General features: G+C 41.9%; 24 protein-coding genes. 1 reads left to right on the top strand and 23 read right to left on the bottom strand.

Translation table 11 applies throughout. The features are described 5' to 3' along the window. Nucleotide 1: 1 nt before the first annotated feature. The 5 genes from AB3N04_RS13890 to AB3N04_RS13870 all read right to left on the bottom strand — a co-directional run bounded on the left by AB3N04_RS13890 (nucleotide 2) and on the right by AB3N04_RS13870 (nucleotide 3,688). Nucleotides 2-496, bottom strand: coding sequence for an NUDIX domain-containing protein (locus tag AB3N04_RS13890; RefSeq protein WP_368503330.1), 495 nt, complete (start codon nucleotides 494-496; stop codon nucleotides 2-4). Between the two features lie 237 nt (nucleotides 497-733). Beyond that, nucleotides 734-1,675, bottom strand: a complete 942-nt coding sequence (gene trxB, locus AB3N04_RS13885) for a thioredoxin-disulfide reductase (protein ID WP_368503329.1) — start codon at nucleotides 1,673-1,675, stop codon at nucleotides 734-736. 108 nt (nucleotides 1,676-1,783) lie between these two features. Next, the gene (locus AB3N04_RS13880) at nucleotides 1,784-2,842 is read right to left on the bottom strand and encodes a tetratricopeptide repeat protein (protein ID WP_368503328.1); all 1,059 of its coding nucleotides are present in this window, start codon (nucleotides 2,840-2,842) and stop codon (nucleotides 1,784-1,786) included. A 92-nt stretch (nucleotides 2,843-2,934) separates the two neighbouring features. Further along, the gene (locus AB3N04_RS13875) at nucleotides 2,935-3,297 is read right to left on the bottom strand and encodes a hypothetical protein (RefSeq protein ID WP_368503327.1); all 363 of its coding nucleotides are present in this window, start codon (nucleotides 3,295-3,297) and stop codon (nucleotides 2,935-2,937) included. 4 nt (nucleotides 3,298-3,301) lie between these two features. Further along, a complete protein-coding gene (locus tag AB3N04_RS13870) occupies nucleotides 3,302-3,688 on the bottom strand; it encodes a prepilin-type N-terminal cleavage/methylation domain-containing protein (RefSeq protein WP_368503326.1) in 387 nt (128 codons plus the stop codon). Nucleotides 3,689-3,733: 45 nt separating this feature from the next. Here AB3N04_RS13870 and AB3N04_RS13865 point away from each other — a divergent pair, with 45 nt between their 5' ends. Continuing rightward, nucleotides 3,734-4,858, top strand: coding sequence for a type II secretion system protein J (locus tag AB3N04_RS13865; protein WP_368503325.1), 1,125 nt, complete (start codon nucleotides 3,734-3,736; stop codon nucleotides 4,856-4,858). A 56-nt stretch (nucleotides 4,859-4,914) separates the two neighbouring features. Here AB3N04_RS13865 and AB3N04_RS13860 read toward each other — a convergent pair whose 3' ends face one another. The 18 genes from AB3N04_RS13860 to uvrA all read right to left on the bottom strand — a co-directional run bounded on the left by AB3N04_RS13860 (nucleotide 4,915) and on the right by uvrA (nucleotide 21,487). Next, complete coding sequence (locus AB3N04_RS13860) at nucleotides 4,915-5,433, bottom strand: DoxX family protein (RefSeq protein ID WP_368506057.1); 519 nt, start codon at nucleotides 5,431-5,433, stop codon at nucleotides 4,915-4,917. A gap of 263 nt (nucleotides 5,434-5,696) precedes the next feature. Then, nucleotides 5,697-6,329 (bottom strand): bifunctional phosphoribosyl-AMP cyclohydrolase/phosphoribosyl-ATP diphosphatase HisIE, encoded by a 633-nt coding sequence (hisIE, locus tag AB3N04_RS13855; RefSeq protein ID WP_368503324.1) that lies wholly within the window; start codon nucleotides 6,327-6,329, stop codon nucleotides 5,697-5,699. Next, nucleotides 6,326-7,084 carry an imidazole glycerol phosphate synthase subunit HisF gene (hisF, locus tag AB3N04_RS13850; RefSeq protein ID WP_368503323.1) on the bottom strand — a complete coding sequence of 253 codons (759 nt, stop codon included), beginning with the start codon at nucleotides 7,082-7,084 and terminating at the stop codon, nucleotides 6,326-6,328. The genes hisIE and hisF overlap by 4 nt, the downstream gene beginning before the upstream one ends. A gap of 6 nt (nucleotides 7,085-7,090) precedes the next feature. Continuing rightward, nucleotides 7,091-7,819, bottom strand: coding sequence for a 1-(5-phosphoribosyl)-5-[(5-phosphoribosylamino)methylideneamino]imidazole-4-carboxamide isomerase (gene hisA, locus AB3N04_RS13845; RefSeq protein ID WP_368503322.1), 729 nt, complete (start codon nucleotides 7,817-7,819; stop codon nucleotides 7,091-7,093). Continuing rightward, on the bottom strand, nucleotides 7,812-8,456 hold the full coding sequence (gene hisH / locus AB3N04_RS13840) for an imidazole glycerol phosphate synthase subunit HisH (protein ID WP_368503321.1): 645 nt from the start codon (nucleotides 8,454-8,456) through the stop codon (nucleotides 7,812-7,814). The genes hisA and hisH overlap by 8 nt, the downstream gene beginning before the upstream one ends. After that, nucleotides 8,457-9,041: an imidazoleglycerol-phosphate dehydratase HisB gene (gene hisB / locus AB3N04_RS13835; RefSeq protein WP_368503320.1), complete on the bottom strand. Its 585-nt coding sequence runs from the start codon at nucleotides 9,039-9,041 to the stop codon at nucleotides 8,457-8,459. Between the two features lie 2 nt (nucleotides 9,042-9,043). Next, entirely contained in the window at nucleotides 9,044-10,315 is a 1,272-nt protein-coding gene (hisD, locus tag AB3N04_RS13830) for a histidinol dehydrogenase (RefSeq protein ID WP_368503319.1), read from the bottom strand. After that, nucleotides 10,312-10,950 carry an ATP phosphoribosyltransferase gene (gene hisG / locus AB3N04_RS13825; RefSeq protein ID WP_368503318.1) on the bottom strand — a complete coding sequence of 213 codons (639 nt, stop codon included), beginning with the start codon at nucleotides 10,948-10,950 and terminating at the stop codon, nucleotides 10,312-10,314. Before hisG ends, hisD begins: the two co-directional genes overlap by 4 nt. 1 nt (nucleotide 10,951) lies before the next feature. After that, nucleotides 10,952-12,133, bottom strand: coding sequence for an ATP phosphoribosyltransferase regulatory subunit (locus AB3N04_RS13820; RefSeq protein ID WP_368503317.1), 1,182 nt, complete (start codon nucleotides 12,131-12,133; stop codon nucleotides 10,952-10,954). A gap of 514 nt (nucleotides 12,134-12,647) precedes the next feature. Further along, complete coding sequence (locus AB3N04_RS13815; RefSeq protein ID WP_368503316.1) at nucleotides 12,648-13,136, bottom strand: DapH/DapD/GlmU-related protein; 489 nt, start codon at nucleotides 13,134-13,136, stop codon at nucleotides 12,648-12,650. Further along, nucleotides 13,133-13,777: a pyrophosphatase PpaX gene (gene ppaX, locus AB3N04_RS13810; RefSeq protein ID WP_368503315.1), complete on the bottom strand. Its 645-nt coding sequence runs from the start codon at nucleotides 13,775-13,777 to the stop codon at nucleotides 13,133-13,135. The genes AB3N04_RS13815 and ppaX overlap by 4 nt, the downstream gene beginning before the upstream one ends. Further along, nucleotides 13,767-14,714 (bottom strand): nucleoside recognition domain-containing protein, encoded by a 948-nt coding sequence (locus AB3N04_RS13805; protein ID WP_368503314.1) that lies wholly within the window; start codon nucleotides 14,712-14,714, stop codon nucleotides 13,767-13,769. The genes ppaX and AB3N04_RS13805 overlap by 11 nt, the downstream gene beginning before the upstream one ends. Before the next feature lie 25 nt (nucleotides 14,715-14,739). Then, nucleotides 14,740-15,609, bottom strand: coding sequence for a prolipoprotein diacylglyceryl transferase (gene lgt / locus AB3N04_RS13800; RefSeq protein WP_368503313.1), 870 nt, complete (start codon nucleotides 15,607-15,609; stop codon nucleotides 14,740-14,742). Nucleotides 15,610-15,644: 35 nt separating this feature from the next. After that, nucleotides 15,645-16,583: an HPr(Ser) kinase/phosphatase gene (hprK, locus tag AB3N04_RS13795; protein ID WP_317121478.1), complete on the bottom strand. Its 939-nt coding sequence runs from the start codon at nucleotides 16,581-16,583 to the stop codon at nucleotides 15,645-15,647. Nucleotides 16,584-16,788: 205 nt separating this feature from the next. After that, complete coding sequence (locus tag AB3N04_RS13790; RefSeq protein WP_368503312.1) at nucleotides 16,789-17,130, bottom strand: phage holin family protein; 342 nt, start codon at nucleotides 17,128-17,130, stop codon at nucleotides 16,789-16,791. A gap of 1 nt (nucleotide 17,131) precedes the next feature. Next, entirely contained in the window at nucleotides 17,132-17,329 is a 198-nt protein-coding gene (locus AB3N04_RS13785) for a PspC domain-containing protein (protein WP_368503311.1), read from the bottom strand. A gap of 51 nt (nucleotides 17,330-17,380) precedes the next feature. Beyond that, nucleotides 17,381-18,478, bottom strand: a complete 1,098-nt coding sequence (locus AB3N04_RS13780; RefSeq protein WP_368503310.1) for a DUF4097 family beta strand repeat-containing protein — start codon at nucleotides 18,476-18,478, stop codon at nucleotides 17,381-17,383. 135 nt (nucleotides 18,479-18,613) lie between these two features. Continuing rightward, nucleotides 18,614-21,487: an excinuclease ABC subunit UvrA gene (uvrA, locus tag AB3N04_RS13775; protein WP_368503309.1), complete on the bottom strand. Its 2,874-nt coding sequence runs from the start codon at nucleotides 21,485-21,487 to the stop codon at nucleotides 18,614-18,616. Between the last annotated feature and the right edge of the window lie 5 nt (nucleotides 21,488-21,492).

Here is a 21,492-nt window from a genome sequence, read left to right as displayed (position 1 = left end):
TTTAAGCTGATGGATCCGGATCTAGTCGGTAAGAAAGTAACTTAAAATCTGGTGTGTAATGAAACGTACCATACATAATATCGTCACGTTCTAGCACATGGCGAAAAAGTTGTTTATCTCCTTCAGCCATAGGTAATCCACTAATCTGATCAAGGGCTTGCCAAGCTAGTTCTCCCTCTGGTGACTGATCAAGCTGTTCACCTTCAAACTGTGTTGCTTGAAATGTAAACATCATCCACTCAGACTTTATCGCTTCATTTTCTATAATAACCATTGAAAAAACCGCACGTAGCTCTGCATCCTTCACAAGAAGCCCCGTTTCTTCACGGAATTCTCTTGTTACAGTTTCTTTAATTGATTCTCCTGACTCCATCTTTCCGCCTGGTGCCACCCACCAGCCTCTACGGGGTTTCTGGAGTAATAACGCTTTATCATCATTTACGAGTACACAGTTTGTAACCCTTTGCAACAGCTTCACCTCACGTTCTATCTCCATTTTATTATACATTCATTTTGATATCGTCACAATTACTTGGATTAGGGAAAATTTACATGGTGAGCATTTTTTATCGAAATGTATGAAAAAAGACAAAAAAAGGGCACGGACAAGATGTCCGTGCAAATTATATAAAAAAGGGGGTCAATTACTTATTTATATGATACCCCATATTTATTTCATACTTGTTACAAACTCATTAAGACCGAATTACGTTTTTTTCTGTAGTTTTTTGAATTATTTTGTTCCTTCTGCGAGACTTTCTAGATAATGTTGCACATTTTGGGCTGCCAGACTTCCATCTCCAGTTGCTGTTACAATTTGACGCAGAGATTTTTCACGAATATCGCCTGCTGCATAAATGCCAGGAACTTTCGTTTCCATCTCCTCATTTGTGACAACATACCCTTCTTCATTTAAAATACCAAGGTCTTTGACACTTGCATTAAGTGGAAGCATCCCGATATAGATGAAGACACCGTCTGTTTTAAAGTCTTTCTTCTCACCTGTCTCAGTGCTCTCAATTGATACGCTGCCTACTTTTCCACCATCTGCGTTGATTTCATTGACGACATGATTCCAAATGAATTCAATCTTATCGTTGTTAAACGCACGATCTTGAAGGATTTTTTGGGCACGTAATTGATCTCGACGGTGAATAACCGTTACTTTTGAAGCAAAGCGTGTAAGGTAAACTGCTTCCTCAACAGCAGAGTCTCCTCCACCAATAACGACAAGCTCTTTCCCTTTAAAGAAAGCACCGTCACATACTGCACAGTAAGATACACCGCGACCACTTAATTCTTTTTCCCCAGGAATTCCTAGCTTCTTGTACTCAGCACCTGTTGCCACAATCACAGAACGCGCTTTGTACTCTTTGCTGCCAGCTTTCACTACTTTATAGTCGCCATGATCAACAATTTCCTTTACATCACCATATCCGTATTCAGCACCGAATTTCTTTGCGTGCTCAAACATTTTTGTTGATAATTCAGGCCCTAGAATGTGATCAAAACCTGGGTAGTTCTCAACATCTTCAGTATTTGCCATTTGTCCACCGGGAACCCCACGCTCAAGCATAATCGTGCTAAGGTTTGCACGAGATGTATACACAGCTGCCGTCATACCTGCTGGACCTGCTCCTGCAATAATTACATCATACATTTTTTCTTCACTCATCCTGATCCACTCCTTGATTCACTACTAATTAATAAATTATATCCCCATCGTAAACAAGTAACATATAAGTGTCTACTTATATGCTCAAACTACATAATTTCTTAACAATTACCATAGACGGTATGATAATTCGTTATCCTGTACCTGTTTTTGCTCTATCTTCAGAAGTAGGTCTCCGGCGATTGTACTCCCTAATCGTTCTGCTCGTCTCCAATAAAACAAAGCCTTTTCTTGTTGGTCGGTTTGATAATAAGCCACTGCCAGACAGTGAAAAAGATCCGGTTCGCGCTCAAGTAAAAATGGTTCGACACGAATAATTCGATTAATAGCTTGCTCATAATCACCTACTGCCGCTAACACTTGTGCTACCTTTATATGATGTTCGATATCTAGCGGATAAATGCGTTTAATAGCATTTATAAATGGAGCAGCTTTTTCTTTTTCCTGTTGCAACGTAAAGAAGACAGCTAAATTGCATAAAGCAAAGAGATTCCCCTCATCTTCTTCTAACACGTTTTGACTAATTTCAAACGCCGAATCATCACCTAATCGAAATAAAGCTTCAGCTAAATGATTATGTGCTGCCCAGCAGGTGGGATGTTCTTCAATAATATGTTGTAAAATAGGAATGGCCTCTTCTGGCTTTCCCTTTTTTAATAAAGTCCGAGCACGGTCGTGTTCAATAATGTATTCATCAGAAGAAAGGTCAAGTTCATCCCACTCTTCTTCGTCTTCATCCTTCTCATTTTGTTCAACTTGCATAAGCTCCAACAAGTCCCCTGCATCACGAAAGAATTCGCCACCAGGTGTTAGAACCATATAACGTTTAGCAGCCTCTTCAGCTTTTTCAAATAAACCAAGATACGCATAGTTATTAGCCATAAAGAAATAACATTCCGACTGCACATCTCCGTGTTTAGCTAGAACCATTGAAAGAATATCATTTGAACGTTCATACTGTCCGATCTCTGAGAGAACTGCGGCCAATTGAACATGAAAGACTGGCTCTTTATCTGTAAGCTTCACAGCACGCTCAAATAACTTCACTGCTCGCTTTAAATGGTTTTTTCGATAAGCAATAATGCCTCTATGAAAGAAATAATCGCCACTTCTATAAAAAGGGACAACATTTCGGTTTTCTTGTTCATTTTCAGGTGTGAAATTCATGAAGTTCGATTCCTCCAGCTTTGCATTCATACGCTTAAGTATACAATAAATGGAGGGATCGTGGGGAAGGGGAATTAAGGTAGATTGCTTTTTCAATGATCGACATACGGAGTGACTATAATATTGGGGGTCCCATTGATATTTTCGATTAAAATATGAAATCTCGTCCTAGGGTCCAAGTCGATCGTCATGCTGGCCTGGTCACTGCGATCAGGCACATCAAAGCCATATTCCCTTAGCTCTTGATTGGACCTAGCATTGACTAGTGCCCGTTCCGCATACATCTCTCCCATCTCTTTCATTTTTTGCATTTGTATATCTTGTTCTGCTTTTTCAAATTGGATCGAGCTGTTCATAAGATTTGAAATTAGAATAGGAGCAAATATTCCTATTACTGTTATGATGAGAAGGACGATTAAAAGTGCATAGCCACGTTGATTTTTGATCATCTTCATCTTTTTAATCCTCCTGCTCGATATAGCCATATATTTCGGATTCAACTTTTGAACACGGTAATTCATTACAAATCTTCACATGTACTCGAGTTAACCCTAAGCTTTCTTCTAGGTCGTTAACGTCACCAATAGGATAATCAATTTCAAAGTAATAGTTTTTTCCATTCAAAGGGATTGGTTGAGTAGGTACAAAATCAGTTCGAACCTCATTTAATACTCTCTCAGCTAAATTTACAGCCGTTAGCCTATCTTCCACCTTTGACGACCAAATCATAGATTGAGAGAAAATACTGAGGAAAATAATGATAACAATGCTAAGCAAGGTGATAGAAGCAAGTAGTTCTATTAGCGTTAATCCTGTATTATTAAAATATCGATTAAAATGTTTCATCCAGAATACTCCTTCCCATCATTACATATTAGAGGTGGCCTATATATGTTTAAAAAGTATCTCTCCAATGAATCTGGGTTTACCTTGCTCGAAGTGTTAGCCACTTTGGTTATCTCTTCTATATTGATCGGCATTACATATGGTGTGTTAACGACCACTGTAACATTTAACGAAAAATCAACCTCTCATATTGACCTAAGACAAGAAGCTAACATCATTATCACCCAGCTGAGACAAAAACATCAAGAAGAAGAAAGTGAATATCCTCTTTGTGTTGAGGATCTTTTAAGTTCTGGTCTTTCCTTCGTAAAGATTGACTTAATAAACAATACCAACGAAATAAACTCTTGTGATGAGGTTAATCCAGAAGAGGCCTTACATGTGAACTTCATCCTTTCCAATCAATCATATCGATTTGAAATAGATACTGTGATTGAGGGTAGAAGAACAGGTGAAAAAATTGAGTTTCCTGAACACGAATATACATTTGAAGATTTTTTACGAGATGAGAATGTATTGTTTTATGGTAATGTATTTGATTTTACAGGAAACGGTCTCGTTATTGGACCAGAAGCTACCGTTGTGATGAGAAATGGATTTTCATCTAACAGTGGTTCCAAAACGGCTGTTCAAGCTAAAAATATTTATATTCAAGGTGAAGTCGACCTTAAACACATTTCACTTGGAAATCCCACGGAACCCCTAAGTACAATTTATATAGATGGAAATATTAAAGTAGAAAATCTTAATCAGGTTGATGTATATGGTAGTTTAAAACATACAGGAACGATTACAGGAGGTACCTTACCTCATACTACAAGTTATTCAGTGAAACAAGTGAATTCGATTGATTTTCCGGAATATACAATTCCTGACGTTAGGGATCATGAGTGGTATATCAGCCGTAACTATACGGAGGTTATTCAAAATAATACCTATCGAAAAATTCTTCTAAATGATACCAATGATGGTTATACCCATGCTAACTATGCAAGTCGAGGAAATATTAATATCAGGAGCAATACTAAAGGCATTTTGTTTGCTCCTGATGGTGAGGTAACAATAGATAATAACGCTACATTTATCGGAATCATTATCGCAAATAGTATTGACATAAAAGGTAAAGTCGTCTATGCACCGCCCCCTCCTGATGCCGAATTACCTTTTTAAATAAAAAGACATGCTTAAAAACTCAGGAGATATCGTTCTCCTGAGTTTTTAGAATATTACGCGGCTTTCACCACATCATCATGAATTTCCCCGTCGCCATTTCGTTTGTTGTTTACCCACCCTTTCACATATGGCACTACCCAACGGTCGCCACCATATCTTCCTGCATTGGCCCCTGCAGCTAAGATGAAGATACTAAATAAGATCATCCATGGATTAGAAGAAATGGTTCCAGCAAATAAGAAGGCAAAGTTCATCATTACTCCAAAGAATGCAGCAGCAGTGGTAAAGACGCCTAAGATTAATCCAAGCCCGACAAGGAACTCTCCCCAAGCGACCATGAAGCTAAAGACCTCTGCATTTGGTACAGCAAACCCTTCAATAAAAGCGTAGTAATTGGGATATTGTGCAAAAACGGCTTCGTTGTTCACCACCCCCATTAAATACCCTTCCGCATTAAAACCACCAGTGATTTTTCCAAATCCAACAGTCAACCACATCCAGCCAATATACAACCTAATTACAGTTAAAGCTCCAGCAGCATAACGATTCTCACGCAAAAAGTTCATAAACATCATATATTCCTCCTCAATAAATTAAATACCATTTTCATTTTTAATAGTTTGTGAAAACATTCACATATATACGTAAAAAAATTGATTTGGGTTAGCGATCACTAACTTCCTTACACTCTTAGTATACTACCAAAAGTTTGTGAATTTAATCACAATATTACTCTTACTATGGCAAGTTTGTGAAATGTTGAGCATGAATAAATATCTAAGGGGCTAAAAGAATAAAAAGAAGACCTATTTGATTAAAATAGGTCTTCTCTCGTTTATGACTTTGGTTTATGACGCTCTTCAAGAACTGATAACACTTCATCAAGCGGAAGTTTTTGCTCTCGTAATAGGACTAACACGTGATAAAGCAAGTCGGCCACTTCCCATTTTAATTCTTCTGGGTCACGGTTTTTCGCAGCAATAATGACTTCTCCTGCTTCCTCGCCGACTTTCTTCAAGATCTTATCGACCCCTTTTTCAAAAAGATAAGTCGTGTACGCTCCTTCTGGCATTTCTGCTTCGCGTTGGGCAATCACTTGCTCAAGCTCATCTAAAATTGCAAATCTTGTTGGATTTGTGCGTACATTTTCCCCAAACAATGAATCACTAAAGCACGTGTAATACCCTTTATGACATGCAGGACCTGCCGGTGTCACAAGTACTACTAGTGCATCAGCATCACAATCATAGCGCATATCGGCGATCGTTTGTGTATTACCTGAAGTAGCGCCCTTATGCCAAAGCTCTTCACGAGAACGGCTATAAAACCATGTTTCTCTTGTTTCCATTGATTTTTCAAGGGATTCCTTGTTCATATAAGCAAGTGTCAGTACTTCTTTACTCGTGGCATCTTGAACGATCGCTGGTACTAGCCCGCGTTCGTCAAATTTAATCTTGTCTACACTCATCGAACGAGCACCCCTTCCTCTTTTAAATACGTTTTCACTTCTTCAACAGATGTTTCTTTGTAATGAAAAATCGAAGCAGCAAGAGCTGCATCAGCGTTTGCTTCTCTAAACACATCAGCAAAATCTTCCTTCTTTCCTGCTCCACCTGAGGCAATCACAGGTACGGTAACAACTTCATTAACAGCTTTAGTTAACGCGAGATCAAACCCCGTTTTTGCCCCATCTTGATCCATACTCGTCAGCAAGATCTCACCCGCACCAAGTCGAGTCGCTTCCTTCGCCCAATCACGCACTTCCCATTCCGTTGCTTGGCGTCCACCATGCGTGTAAATACGCCATGAACCAAGTTCCTCATCATATTTCGCATCAATCGCCACGACAATGCATTGTGAGCCAAAGAAATCCGCCCCTTCACGAATCAGTTCAGGACGCTTCACAGCTGCTGTGTTCAAAGACACCTTGTCAGCTCCAGCACGCAAGACTCGCTTCATATCTTCAAGCGTATTGATCCCACCGCCTACCGTAAACGGAATCGCAAGCTTACCAGCTACTTCTTCCACGACTTCAACCATCGTCTCGCGGCCTTCATGCGAAGCAGAAATATCTAAGAAGACCAATTCATCAGCGCCTTGCTCATCATAGAAAGCGGCCAATTCAACCGGATCTCCAGCATCACGCAGGTCTACAAATTGAATTCCTTTGACAACACGGCCTTCCTTTACATCCAAACATGGAATCATTCGTTTAGTTAGCACGTGTTATCACTCTCCTTTTAGGGCTTCTTCAAGTGTGAATTGATTCGTGTAAAGAGCTTTTCCAACGATTGCTCCACCGATCTTACTTGGGTGTTCACGAAGCTCTTTAAGATCTGCTAAATTACTTACGCCTCCTGAAGCAATCACTTCTTTCCCTGTTGCTTCGCTTAGCTTGGCAATCGCTTCTGTATTTGGACCAGATAACATTCCGTCTCGTGAAATATCGGTAAAGATAAATACTTCCGCCCCGTGCCTTGCAAGCTCATTGGCAAGGTCAACGGCTTGAACAGACGACGTTTCAAGCCAGCCGTCTGTTGCGACATATCCATCACGAGCATCCAGACCAATGGCTATTTTTTCGCCACCATATGTAGAGAGCATTTCTTTTGTAAAGGCTGGGTTGTTTACCGCCACACTTCCTAAAATAACACGATCCACCCCGCGCTCTAAGTAATAGGCAATGTCTTCAGCTGTGCGGATGCCTCCACCAATTTGAACAGAAACATTTAATTCCTTTGCCACTTTGACGACATGTTCATGATTAATGCGTGTTTTAGCTTTTGCTCCGTCTAAATCAACCATATGAATCCATTTAGCACCAGCATCTGCAAACGCCTTTGCCATATCAAACGGGGAATCTCCATACACTGTTTCTTGATTGTAATCGCCTTGCACTAGCCTCACGCATTTTCCGTCTCGCATATCAATTGCTGGATAAATCTCAAACTTAGCCACGAGCAACCGCTCCTCTCTCGACAAATGCTACATAGTTTTTCAAAATAGACATGCCGACTGAACTACTTTTCTCTGGATGGAACTGTGTACCTAATACATTGTCACGACCGACAACAGCTGGTACAACTCGTCCATACTCACTTGTTGCCAGCAAAACGTCGGTGTCGTCTGTTTTCACGACATATGAATGAACAAAATACACATGCCCTTCTTCCACATTTTTCAGTAAAAGGTGATCAGGCTTTTGGAACATCAGTTTATTCCAGCCCATATGAGGGACTTTGTAGAGGTTACCCGCTTCATCCTTGCCACTAAAACGCTCGACCCGTCCCGGAAGCAACCCAAGACCAGCCGTTAAGCCATGTTCTTCACTTTCCTCAAAAAGAAGCTGCATTCCAAGACAAATTCCTAGAAGTGGCTTCCCTTCTTTGGCCCAATTACTCAAGAAGATCGATAAGCCCGTTTCCTTTAAGATACTTGCACCATCACGAAAGGCCCCTACTCCTGGCAAGATCAAGCCATCAGCTTTTTCCAGTTCATCCGTTTGATCGGAGAGGAAATAAGGAATATCTAAACGCTCAAGCGCTTTACTCACACTATGTAAATTCCCCATGCCATAATCAACAATGCCAATCATTTACAACATTCCTTTCGTTGATGGAACCCCTTTAACACGGTTATCAATCGTTGTTGCTTCATCTAATGCACGTGCAAGGGCTTTAAAGATCGCTTCAATGATGTGGTGGGTGTTGTGTCCATAATGAACAATCACATGTAAATTCATTCTTGCTTCAAGAGCAAACTTCCATAAAAATTCATGAACAAGCTCTGTATCAAAGGTACCAACCTTTTGACTCGGAAACTCGGCACGGAACTCCAAATGTGGACGGTTGCTTAAGTCTACGACGACTTGAGCGAGTGTTTCATCCATTGGTACGAACGCACTGCCATAACGCTTAATTCCTTTTTTATCTCCTAAAGCTTCCTTTAAAGCTAATCCAAGACAAATGCCGATGTCCTCCGTTGTGTGATGATCATCCACTTCCGTGTCCCCATTCGCATCAACCGTCAAATCGAAATGGCCGTGCTTTGTAAACAAATCTAGCATATGAGTGAGAAATGGAACGCCGGTCTCAAGCTTAGAAGCACCTTCCCCATCAATTGAAAAATCAAGAACAATATCTGTTTCTCCAGTCTTTCTTGCCAGTCTAGCTTGTCTCATCTCTATTCATCCTCCAACCTAATATCAATTGCTCTTGCATGTGCTTCTAATCCTTCTAACCTAGCAAGGGCTGAAATGCTTGCTCCGTTCTGCTTCATTGCCTGTTTGCTGTAGCTAATGACACTTGATTTCTTCACAAAATCATCGACACTTAATGGGCTTGAAAAGCGTGCTGTGCCATTTGTCGGTAACACATGATTCGGTCCGGCAAAGTAATCACCTACTGGCTCTGAACTATATGGTCCAACGAAAATCGCTCCTGCATGGCGGATACGACCAACAAGTGACATCGCATCCTCTGTTAGGATTTCCAGATGCTCTGGTGCCAGTTCATTTGTTACATTCACAGCTTCCTCTAAATCCTTCGTCACATAAATGGCTCCATAATCTTGAATCGATGCTTGGGCAATTTCCCGCTTCGGCAAGGTTTCAAGCTGACGAATGACCTCCGCTTTAACTTCATCAGCAAGGCCCTGACTAGGTGTCACAAGTACGGCCGATGCTCGCTCATCATGCTCTGCTTGACTCAACAGGTCTGCTGCGATGTATCGCGCATTGGCATTCTCATCTGCCAACACGACAATTTCACTCGGTCCTGCAATCATGTCAATATCGACTCTTCCAAATACCGCGCGTTTTGCCAAAGCGACATAGATGTTGCCTGGCCCAGTGATTTTATCGACTGCTTGGATCGTCTCTGTTCCGTAAGCGAGTGCCGCTACGGCTTGGGCGCCTCCAACTTTGTAAATCGTCGTGATGCCTAGTTCATTGGCTGTAACGAGAACACTTGCTGGGATGCTGCCGTCTTTTTGTGGGGGTGAGACGATCTTAATTTGCTTCACTCCTGCCACTTGAGCTGGAATCACATTCATCATAATCGAGGAGGGGTATGCTGCTTTCCCGCCTGGTACGTAGAGTCCGACTGAATCAAGCGGTGTGACTTTTTGTCCAAGGATCGTGCCATCTTCTTTTGTCGTCATCCACGATTGTTGAACTTGTCGTTGATGGAAGTCATGGATATTGATGATTGCCGCTCGAATTGCGTTTAGGACACCAGGATCGATTTGCTCATAGGCCGCATTGACCTCCGCTTTCTCGACGAGTAACCCATCTAATGTAGCACCGTCAAATTTCTCGGTATAGGACAAAAGGGCAGCGTCGCCTTTTTCACGAACGTCTTGAATGATCGTTTCAACCGCTTCCCGCTGTTCACTTGTTCCTGCATCAAGATCACGCTTTAAACTGACTTCGTCGGTTACTTGCACAATTTTCATGCTTGTTCCCCCTCCACGACGCCTGATAAGCGCTCTACCATCTGATCGATTTGTTCATCTTTCATGCGGTAACTGACAGGGTTCACGATTAGCCTTGAGGTGATCGGGACAATCGTTTCAAGCTCCACGAGACCATTTTCTTTAAGGGTGCGACCTGTGGAAACGATATCGACAATACGATCTGCTAAGCCGATGAGTGGGGCTAATTCGATCGAGCCATTTAATTTAATCATCTCGACTTGCTCGCCTTGTTCTTTAAAATATTGAGCCGCAAGATTCGGATACTTTGATGCTACCTTAGGGTTGATATCTTTTTTCTCATATCCTGGAAGGCCGGCAACCGCTAAATAGCAGGCACTAATTTTCAAATCAAGCACTTCATACACATCACGTTCTTCTTCGATCATGACATCCTTTCCAGCTACTCCAATGTCAGCCACCCCATGCTCGACATAGGTGGGTACATCCATTGGTTTTGCTAAAATGAAACGCAGATTTTCTTCTTCCACGTCTAAAATCAATTTACGCGAATCATCAAATTCTTCTGGGAGGCGGTAGCCGGCTTTGCGTAAAAGCTCAACGGCCTCTTCAAATATTCTTCCTTTAGGCATCGCCACTGTTAATACTTCGCTCATCCTACTCGCCTCCTTTTTTTGACTTGCCAATGCAATAAATGACATCATCATACTGCTCGCTCATTTGATCAACATCCCCCACGCCAGAGAGGTCTTGCAGAACGACTGAGATGCCTTCTTCTCGCTTTTCTCTTGCAAGTTTCGTTGCTTCCACACGACGTTCTTTACTGAAGATCACGCAAACATTTTCATCAAGTTGTGCTGTTTTTCCGATTGCTTCTACGAGTAGATCTAAACGCACACCAAACCCTGTTGCTGGAGCTGGGCGATCAAACTTCTCAAGCAATTGGTCGTAACGCCCGCCACTGCTTAAAGGAACACCGAGGTCATTTCCGTACCCTTCAAATACAACACCCGTGTAATAACTCAAGTGCAGCACTAGGTTCAAATCAAGCTTGACATACGAATCAATGCCATAGCTCTCAAGGACGTCCCATAATTGAGTCAATTCAGCAAGGGCCTGCTCTCCTTGTTCTGTTTGGATAAGCTCTGCCGCTTGATTAAGCGCCTCTTTACCACCACGAAGCTTAAGGAGCTTCATAAGACGATCTTTATCAATCGAGGACAGATTCAGTTCTTTGACATGTTCCTTAAAGCCAACATAGTTCTTCTCATATAAATAGCGGCGCAATATGAGCGCGCGCTCTTCATTTCCAACGACATCTAGTAAGAGCGCATCTACATAGCCAACATGACCGATGGCTACTTTAAAGCCTGAGAGACCAGCACGCTTCAAGCTTGCGATCATAAGCGCAATCACTTCTCCGTCCGCACTAACTGTTCCATCGCCAATTAACTCGACCCCAACTTGTTCAAATTCAGCTGGCTTGCCGCCTTCATGCTGCTGGGCGCGATAGACATTCGATTGGTAATTAAGACGCACTGGGAAGGTTGATTCTTTTAAACTCGATGCCACAAGTCTGGCAATCGGGGCAGTCATATCTGGACGCAGCACCAATGTATGTCCTTTTGAATCAAGTAATTTAAAAAGCTGTTGATCGAGGATAGCAGATGCTTCTCCGACCGTATCGTAAAATTCAAGGGTTGGTGTATCAATCGTTTGATAGCCCCACAATGACATCTCTGTTGCGAGCTGATCCCGAATTTGTTTTTTCGTTCTATAAAGAGCTGGTAAGGTATCTCTCATTCCAATTGGCTTCTCAAACATAAATGGCTTTGACATCACGATCCACTCCTTGTTATCTCTATCTTCTAGTAGGTCCTAAGAGTAAGCGGCCTATTCATCTATCCGAACACTTTCGCTTTAGTTCGCTAATATAGTACCGAAATAAAGAATTTATATGTAGTCTACACGAGGTCACCCGACCCGTCAACAGAAAAGACTGATTTTTTTGAGAGTATGTGTGGAGGCGGGGTAGGGGTTGTGGCGCGATTATAGTGGGAGGAGACTCTATCCTCTCATCCTCTTCTTATTATTCGACTTTTTCTTCTATAAATCCTCTTGGAGTGAACGTTAATGAGTGATATGAGCGGAATTGGGGCTGGTATGAGCGAACGTCGGACCTTTATGAGCGGTATTTCTGATATAGGAGCGAATTGGCGACATATATGTGCGCGATTCGCGATATATGTGCGAACCACCTATTCTCACCTCATATATGAGCGAAACCACCACCGCATCCACTCAAAGGCGACAAACAAAAAACCGCTTAGCACAAAATTGTGCTGAAGCGGTTTTACACACGTTCTTTTATGATTTGCATCGGGTTGCCTCCGACAAAGGCGCCGGCCGGAACATCGCGGTGGACAAGGGTGCCAGCGGATACAATCGCTCCGTCACCGATCGTTACACCTGGTAGGATCGTCGTGTTAGCACCGATCATCACTTCATCCCCAATGATCACATCGCCAAGTCGATACTCTTTAATCAGATATTCATGCGCAAGGATCGTCGTATTGTAGCCGATAATCGAGTTTCGTCCAATTGATATGCGCTCTGGGAACATAATATCCATCATCACCATTAAGGCAACGGCCGTCTCATCGCCTACTTTCATTCGTAGGAACGTCCGATATAACCAGTTTTTCACCTTTAAAAAAGGCGTGTACCTGGCAATTTGGATGACGATGAAATTTTTAACGACTTTCAAAAACGGAACTGTACGGTAAATTTGCCAAAGAGAATTCGCTGTACTCACCGGGTAGCTCTCTGTTTTTCGACTCACTTTCTTCCCTCCACAATATCAAGAAGGTCGCTCATCTCAGCGAGGATATAATCAGGCTCTAATGCACGCATTGCCTCTTCCCCTTTGACCGACCAACTCACCGCTGCTGTTGGGACGCCAAGGTTTTTCCCGGCACCAATATCATGTGGGCTATCACCGATCATCATCGCACCTTCTTTTGATACGCCGAGTGCTGATAGTGCTTTCTCAAGAGGCTCTGTATGTGGCTTCGCATTCTCCACATCATCTAAGCCAACGACGACGTCAAAAAATTCATCTAACTTCATTAACTTCAGACCCATTAATGCTGTTTTACGAATTTTTGTGGTCACAATGGCAAGGTTATAGCCTTTTTCGTGAAGTTCTTTAATCGTTTCATAGACCCCTTCATACTCTCTCACTAATTCATCATGAAACGAGTGGTTGTGAGTGCGGTAGACATCAATCATTTCCTCGTAACGCTCAGGATCCACCTGCTTAAAGCTATCGATAAGTGGTGGTCCAATAAACGAAATGACTTTCTCACGATCATATTCACCTGGCTTAAATTGCTCCAGTGTATGCATAAAAGAAGCAATGATTAGATCGTTTGTATTGATTAACGTACCATCAAGGTCAAATAATAATGTTTTAATGCTCATAAGTCGCTTCCTTTCTATCTACCTTTTGATCTTTTTCAAGACGGTTCCAAATAAATGCCACAGCAACGGTCAAGACAATCGCTGTCACTAAGCGGATAAGTAAGAGCGGCCAGACTGGGATACCAAGTGGGATAAAGATTAACGTATCTTCAATCACCGCATGACATGCGACGAGAAAAATAAAGACTAAGTACAGATCCTTTTTAGAGACATTATCTTCTTTCACCGCTTGAATCATTACACCAGCCCCGTATGCCAAGCCAAAAGCTAAGCCTGAAGCAAGCGTCGTCGATGTATTTTCACGAATACCAAGTAAACGGGTGAAAGGAGCCATCCAACGTGCCATCACCTGTAACCAGTTTAACTCTTTCATAATTTGAACAAACACCATGAGTGGAATCACAATCATCGCCAACTGCAAAATGCCAAGTGTTGCACTTTCTACTCCTGACCAAGCAATCCCAAGCCAAGTCGTTGGTTCTGCATCAGGTGTGGTAGAAACAAAGCCATACTGTGCGGTCTCTTGCCCTCCACTCCAAAACCAATGAATCACGAATGCGGAGAATAACGCCAGACCAACACGGACAGCTAAAACTACACTCATCCTGATGCCAACCTTTGTAGCTACAGCTGACTCTACAAAGAGATTATGAGAAAACGATAGCATCACAGCAAGAATGAATACTTCTTTTACCGATAAATCGAGCGTTAAAATCGCGCCAATTCCAGCATATAAGTTCAAGACATTACCTAGTACTAACGGAATGGCAGCTTCCCCTGGCAGCCCGATGAACCCCATCAATGGTGCGAGGAGGGCTGCCAACCAATCAAGAACAGGTGTGTGCCCTAATATCGTTACAATTAACGTAATCGGAAAAATGATTTTACCGAGTGTCCACGTAGTTTGTAGTCCAACCAGCAATCCTCTTTTTAGCATGATGCGCCTCTCCCCCACTTACGACTTACTTTTTCTTTTTCTTGGTCGTTTTTTTAGGATTTGTCTTTGTTTTAGTTGGTGGTAATGCTGGGTCTAAGTATCTCTTTGTATCAGGTTGCTTACGACGGTAAATCCAAAGAATAACCGCGCCAATGACTAATACAATCGAAATCACTTGAGCCGTTTTTAACACTCCAAAGATCAACAAGTAATCGAGACGAATCGCTTCAATAAAGAAACGTCCGACTGAATACCAGATCACATACGTAAAGAAAATTTCCCCTTGCTTTAAGTTCAACTTACGTAAATAAAGCAATAAAGCAACACCGATTAAATTCCAAATCGATTCATATAAGAACGTCGGATGGTAATACGTACCGTTAATAAACATTTGATTAATAATAAAATCAGGTAGCATCATATTTTCTAAGAACTCACGTGTAACAGGGCCACCATATACTTCTTGATTCATAAAATTGCCCCAGCGACCAATGGCTTGCCCAAGCAAAATACTTGGTGCGGCAACATCAACTAGCTGCCAGAACGAGAGATTATGCCTTCTCGTATACACATAAGCAGTCAAGACACCCCCAATGAGTGCCCCATGGATGGCAATCCCACCTTCCCAAATATAGAAGACACGAATAGGATCATCAGCAAACTGATCCCACCTAAAGGTGACATAGTAAATACGTGCTGAAATAATGGAGATCGGAATGGCGTATAACAACAAGTCTGCGAACGTTTCTTTCGGCATCCCTAAGCGTACAGACTCACGAGATGCAAGCATGTAACCGAGTAATACCCCGATTCCAATAATGGCACCGTACCAATAAATTGTAAAAGGTCCTATATCTAATAAGACACGACTAAGCGGTTCAATGGTCTCTTCCAACTTCTACACTTCCTCTCTATCTCTATAACTAACATTTAATGAAATTCGTCACGATCTCCTTCTTCAATTACATCTGTTAAACGCTCAGAAAATTCCTCAGCAGCGTTATACCCTAAACGCTTTAGTCGGAAATTCATCGCTGCCACTTCAATAATTACGGCTAAGTTTCGACCAGGACGGACTGGCACTGTAAGTTTTTGAATCTCAGAGTCAATAATCTTCATCGTTTCCTCTTCTAAGCCAAGGCGATCGTATGCTTTCTTTTGATCCCATAGCTCTAAATGAATACATAACGCAATACGTTTAAATGGACGAACAGCGCCTGCACCAAATAGTGTCATTACATTGATAATCCCCAGTCCACGGATCTCTAATAAATGTTGAATTAACTCTGGTGAACGTCCGACTAATGTATTTTCATTTTCTTGACGAATCTCAACTGAATCATCTGCCACCAAGCGGTGACCACGACGCACTAAATCGAGCGCCGTTTCACTTTTCCCGACGCCACTGTTTCCAGTGATTAATACACCAATCCCGTAAATATCGACAAGTACTCCATGGACAGCCGTCATAGGAGACATTTCGCTCTCTAAATAGTTCGTCAGTTTACTACTTAAACGAGTGGTCGTCTGTTTCGAGCGCATGAGAGGGACACCATTTTTCTCAGCCGCAGCTAATAGCTCAGGAGGTGCCTCATTATCACGCGAAATGATAATCCCTGGAGTATCATATGTACATAATTTCAGCATTCTTTCTTCTTTCACTTCTTGAGTCAACTGCTCAAAAAACGTTAACTCGGTACGACCGAGCAATTGCAGACGCTTTGCAGGATAGTAGGTAAAGAAACCAGCCATCTCCATCCCTGGTCTTGAAATATCACTTGTCGTAATCGGACGATAGATGCCTTCTTCACCCGCCAGTAATTCCAGCTGGAAATTCTCTAGTAAATCATTTGCCGTCACTTTAGCCATTGTTTTCCCACCTTATATGAATACACGAATTTATCTACTTCTTTAAAACCCTAATTTTCATTTTAGCATGTTTTGATTAGCAAGACGAACAACTCTGCTGCTTAAGGGGGTCGAATATTCACAAATGAAGAGCGTTTTTAGCTAGGATCATCTAATTTGACACAAGGAAAAGGCCTAGTCCGATCGACTAGACCTCTACCTATCCTTATTTACGAAGTGGCTTTACAACGAACGCTTGAATCAAAGCAATTAAAATCGATGCCAGTAAAGCCATTCCAAATCCATTAATCACAAACGCATCTCCCATAAGAGCTGCCGTTAGCAATAAGGTTAAGGCACTGACTACAAATAAGAATAAACCTAGTGTTAAAATCGTAATCGGCAGTGTTAACACAACCAAAATAGGTTTCACAATGGCGTTTACAATTGTTAATAACAAGCTGGCAATAAGAGCAGCCCCAATACCGGATAGCTCAAAACCGTCAAATACATAAGCTATTAACAGTAAGATGGCTGCATTTATGACTAATCCAACAATCCATCTCATTCTATCGCACATCCTCTTCATTTGGAATGAGGAAGACAGCAATGAAGTATGCGATTAAGACAGGGAAACCTGTTGTGATAAAGAATAAAATCACAGTGGCTATTCGTACAATCGTCGAATCCACTCCAAAATACTTGGCGATCCCTCCACAAATACCTGCTAACTTACGATCATGTTGAGTACGAACTAGTTTCTTCATTGATGATCACCTCAATTAGTAGATTCGTGTTGCATTCATTAGTAAGTCGTTTTAACGATCTTTTACTAAGATGGAGCCCGTATAGGTTATGGCATTCACTTTCACACGAGGTGAAGCTTGCTGATTCCCAACAAAACTCGTGCTTTTTTGAGCGAACTCTTTTTTCTCATCCAAAATTTCATGATTAGCTAGATCAACGGTAAATCCGCCCACATTCGTTTTCAACTTTCCTTCTACACGCATCTCTTGTGGGACATGGAGATGGATGCTTCCAGTCGTTGCTTTTAAATCGGCATACCCGGATTCATTTAACGATTCTAACTCATACGTAATGCCGCCATTCACCGTTTCGGCATCGACATCTTGGGCTTTTCCAGATAACGTAATGCTGCCATTGACCGTTTTCACATCAACAAGATCTGCTTCTTGATGCTTCAATTCAATCGCTCCATTCACGGTTTCAGCCATAATCTTTTTAGCTTTAATCGATTGAAACGAAATCGGTCCGTTTAATGTGTTCACATCTAATGTGTCGACATCAATCTGTTCCCCTTTTATCGTTCCATTAAACGTATAGAGCTTTAAGTGATTAAAGGTCGTTTTTGGCACATAGACCGTCGCTTGCACCTTCATGGACTTAACTTTCGTATGGAAAAGGAGCTTCTGATCATTGACGCGGAATGTTGCTTCCTGCAAGAAGACACGGCGAGCTTCTTCTGCATCCTTTACGCGATACACACGTGCCTGACACTCGATCCGAATATCTGACTCTTCCCATGGCACAAACGTGATCGAGCCATTTTCAAGTGAAACGTCGACGTTCGTTGGCGTAAGATCGCGATGTTGAAAAATATGATCAACCACGACGGATGAACCAAAGTTAAAGTCTAGATCAAAGTCTTTAATTTTTTGAAAAGCCGTATCAATAAAGCTTGCAAAACGCTTTTCAGCGGATGAACCAGATGGGCGATTACGCTTTTTGTACTCTTCTCCCTCATCCCAATTCACTTCTGTGGAAAGAGAGCTTGGCTCTTGCTGTTGGCTCGTTGTTTCTTTTTTTGTATCCATTGCCTCTAGAAGTTTAATCCCTTCTTCAGCGGTAATTTTGCCATCTTCAATCATTTTTAATATCATTTTACGTTCTTCCATCTTAAAAGCCTCCTTTAAGTATCAAAGCGTAAACCGATTATCTTTTAGAAAAGGTACGCACACATTTGCACGTACCTCTTTGGTTTTGATCTTCTATTGTATTACGGATGACAAGGTAAAGATGTTTCATTCTTTTTAGCTTTTTTGTAATTCTTTTTCTTTAATCTGGGTTTCCATTCGTTTGCGATCTCGCTCTAAAATGGGTTTCAAATAGTGCCCTGTATAGGATGCTTTTGTTTCCGCAACTTGTTCAGGTGTTCCTTCCGCTACAATCTGACCACCTTTATCGCCACCTTCAGGACCAAGATCAATTATATGATCGACCGTTTTAATGACATCTAAGTTATGCTCAATCACTAGTACTGTCTCACCATTATCAACAAGGCGCTGCAACACTTTTAACAATCGATCAATATCATCAACATGAAGACCGGTTGTCGGTTCATCGAGAATATAAAGCGTTCTTCCCGTTGCCCGCTTGTGGAGTTGCGAAGCAAGCTTCACTCGCTGTGCTTCTCCGCCTGATAATGTAGTAGCGGGCTGACCAAGTCGAATATAGCCTAGACCGACATCGACAAGCGTTTGTACTTTCCGTTTGATCTTTGGAATGTTTGCAAAGAATTCCACACTCTCTTCCACCGTCATCTCAAGTACATCGGAAATCGTTTTCCCTTTGTATTGAATCTCTAGCGTTTCACGGTTATAGCGTTTCCCTTCGCACACTTCACAAGGAACATACACATCCGGCAAGAAATGCATCTCGATCTTGATAATCCCGTCACCACGGCACGCCTCACAACGTCCACCTTTTACATTAAAACTGAAACGTCCTTTTTTATAGCCACGTACCTTGGCTTCATTCGTCATCGCAAAAACATCACGAATATCATCAAATACTCCCGTATAGGTCGCTGGATTCGAGCGCGGAGTACGACCGATTGGCGATTGATCAATATCAATCACTTTATCAATCTCATCAATTCCAGCAATTTCTTTATGCATACCAGGCTTGTCTTTGGCACGATGCAGCTTCTGAGCAAGAGATTTATATACAATTTCATTAATCAGCGTACTTTTACCTGAACCAGATACACCTGTTACGGCCATAAATAATCCTAATGGGAACGTGACTGAAACATTTTTCAGGTTATTCTCATTCGCTTTTTTCACGGTGAAGGAACGGCCATCCGACTCTCTTCTCTCCGCTGGGAGTGGAATAAACTTTTGCCCTGAAAGGTATTGTCCTGTGAGAGATTCTTTGTTTTCCATAATCTCTTTTGGAGTTCCTTCAGCAATAATTTCACCACCATGGACTCCAGCCCCTGGCCCAATATCAATAATATAATCAGCAGCCAACATCGTGTCTTCATCATGCTCGACCACAATTAAGGTGTTACCAAGATTGCGCATATGCTCAAGCGTCTCAATCAGACGATCATTATCTCGTTGATGGAGACCAATTGAAGGCTCATCTAAAATATAAAGCACACCCATTAACGATGAACCAATTTGAGTAGCAAGACGAATCCGCTGCGCTTCGCCACCAGAAAGTGTACCCGCTGCCCGAGATAATGATAAATAATCAAGGCCGACATTCATCAAGAAGCCAAGACGATCATTAATCTCTTTTAAAATAAGACGCGCAATCGCGTACTCCTTTTCCGTCAACTCTAGCTCCTCAAAAAATAGCTTTGCATCTTTTACAGATAAAACAGAGATTTCTCCAATATGCCTATCATTGATCTTCACCGCAAGAGCTTCTTTCTTCAAACGATATCCCTTACAGCTCGGGCAATGCTTATGCGTCATATACCCTTCCATTTGCTCACGGATATAATCAGAGCTCGTCTCATGGTAACGACGCGAAATATTTTTAGCGACGCCTTCAAAGACAATCTCGTTTTCCCTTACTTGCCCGAATTCATTTTCATAACGGAAGTAAATCTTCTCTCGTCCACTTCCATGAAGAATTTTATCAAATAGTGCTTCTGGAATTTGTTCAACTGGCTGATCAAGATCAATTCCATAATGATCACTTACTGAAGCAAGGAGTTGCGGATAATATTGTGAGCTAGTAGGTTCCCAAGCCGCAATTGCATGATCTCGCAATGAACGAGTTCGATCCGGTACGACAAGATCAAGATCCACTTCAAGCTTTGAGCCTAAACCATCACAGCTTGGACACGCACCATATGGACTATTAAATGAAAACATTCTTGGTTCGAGCTCAGAAATCGAGAATCCACATTCAGGACACGCATGATGTTGACTAAATAACAATTCTTCTTCGCCAATGACATCTACTAATGCGCGACCATCAGCAAGCTGTAGGGCTGTTTCTAACGAATCGGCTAAACGAGAATGGATTCCCTCTTTAATCACAATTCGGTCAATCACGACTTCAATGCTGTGCTTTTTATTTTTCTCAAGCTCAATTTCATCGGCTACTTCTCTCATTTCTCCGTTTACACGAACACGTACATAGCCTTGTTTTTTAATATCTTCAAGCACTTTCGCATGAGTCCCTTTACGTCCAGATACAAGTGGAGCAAGGATCTGCATTTTTGTACGCTCTGGATACTCAAGCAAACGATCGACCATTTGCTGAATCGTTTGCGAGGATATTTCAATTCCATGCTTTGGACAAACAGGTCTTCCTATACGCGCATAAAGAAGACGTAAATAGTCATGAATCTCCGTTACCGTCCCCACAGTAGAACGCGGGTTACGGCTTGTTGTTTTCTGATCAATTGAAATAGCGGGAGAAAGCCCCTCGATTGCATCAACATCGGGTTTATCCATTTGACCTAAAAATTGGCGAGCGTAGGCAGAAAGTGATTCTACATAACGTCTTTGCCCTTCCGCGTAGATGGTATCAAAGGCAAGTGATGACTTCCCTGAACCAGATAAGCCCGTTAATACGACGAGCTTATCGCGCGGAATGGTCACATCGATGTTTTTTAAGTTATGTGACCGTGCTCCTTTAACGACGATTTCTTCTAATGCCATCCTGT

The organism is Alkalihalophilus sp. As8PL (assembly GCF_040939795.1).
Classification (GTDB): Bacteria; Bacillota; Bacilli; order Bacillales; family Bacillaceae_D; genus Alkalihalophilus; species Alkalihalophilus lindianensis.
Note: the sequence above shows the minus strand (reverse complement) of the source record. Positions and strands in the feature narration are given on the sequence as shown.

What these genes read in the sequence shown, in the direction of transcription:
- AB3N04_RS13890 (WP_368503330.1), bottom strand. Translation starts at nt 496, where the DNA reads ATGGAGATAGAACGTGAGGTGAAGCTGTTGCAAAGGGTTACAAACTGT.
- trxB (WP_368503329.1), bottom strand. Translation starts at nt 1,675, where the DNA reads ATGAGTGAAGAAAAAATGTATGATGTAATTATTGCAGGAGCAGGTCCA.
- AB3N04_RS13880 (WP_368503328.1), bottom strand. Translation starts at nt 2,842, where the DNA reads ATGAATTTCACACCTGAAAATGAACAAGAAAACCGAAATGTTGTCCCT.
- AB3N04_RS13875 (WP_368503327.1), bottom strand. Translation starts at nt 3,297, where the DNA reads ATGAAGATGATCAAAAATCAACGTGGCTATGCACTTTTAATCGTCCTT.
- AB3N04_RS13870 (WP_368503326.1), bottom strand. Translation starts at nt 3,688, where the DNA reads ATGAAACATTTTAATCGATATTTTAATAATACAGGATTAACGCTAATA.
- AB3N04_RS13865 (WP_368503325.1), top strand. Translation starts at nt 3,734, where the DNA reads ATGTTTAAAAAGTATCTCTCCAATGAATCTGGGTTTACCTTGCTCGAA.
- AB3N04_RS13860 (WP_368506057.1), bottom strand. Translation starts at nt 5,433, where the DNA reads ATGTTTATGAACTTTTTGCGTGAGAATCGTTATGCTGCTGGAGCTTTA.
- hisIE (WP_368503324.1), bottom strand. Translation starts at nt 6,329, where the DNA reads ATGAGTGTAGACAAGATTAAATTTGACGAACGCGGGCTAGTACCAGCG.
- hisH (WP_368503321.1), bottom strand. Translation starts at nt 8,456, where the DNA reads ATGATTGGCATTGTTGATTATGGCATGGGGAATTTACATAGTGTGAGT.
- hisB (WP_368503320.1), bottom strand. Translation starts at nt 9,041, where the DNA reads ATGAGACAAGCTAGACTGGCAAGAAAGACTGGAGAAACAGATATTGTT.
- hisD (WP_368503319.1), bottom strand. Translation starts at nt 10,315, where the DNA reads ATGAAAATTGTGCAAGTAACCGACGAAGTCAGTTTAAAGCGTGATCTT.
- hisG (WP_368503318.1), bottom strand. Translation starts at nt 10,950, where the DNA reads ATGAGCGAAGTATTAACAGTGGCGATGCCTAAAGGAAGAATATTTGAA.
- AB3N04_RS13820 (WP_368503317.1), bottom strand. Translation starts at nt 12,133, where the DNA reads ATGTCAAAGCCATTTATGTTTGAGAAGCCAATTGGAATGAGAGATACC.
- ppaX (WP_368503315.1), bottom strand. Translation starts at nt 13,777, where the DNA reads ATGAGCATTAAAACATTATTATTTGACCTTGATGGTACGTTAATCAAT.
- AB3N04_RS13805 (WP_368503314.1), bottom strand. Translation starts at nt 14,714, where the DNA reads ATGCTAAAAAGAGGATTGCTGGTTGGACTACAAACTACGTGGACACTC.
- hprK (WP_317121478.1), bottom strand. Translation starts at nt 16,583, where the DNA reads ATGGCTAAAGTGACGGCAAATGATTTACTAGAGAATTTCCAGCTGGAA.
- AB3N04_RS13790 (WP_368503312.1), bottom strand. Translation starts at nt 17,130, where the DNA reads ATGAGATGGATTGTTGGATTAGTCATAAATGCAGCCATCTTACTGTTA.
- AB3N04_RS13785 (WP_368503311.1), bottom strand. Translation starts at nt 17,329, where the DNA reads ATGAAGAAACTAGTTCGTACTCAACATGATCGTAAGTTAGCAGGTATT.
- AB3N04_RS13780 (WP_368503310.1), bottom strand. Translation starts at nt 18,478, where the DNA reads ATGGAAGAACGTAAAATGATATTAAAAATGATTGAAGATGGCAAAATT.
- uvrA (WP_368503309.1), bottom strand. Translation starts at nt 21,487, where the DNA reads ATGGCATTAGAAGAAATCGTCGTTAAAGGAGCACGGTCACATAACTTA.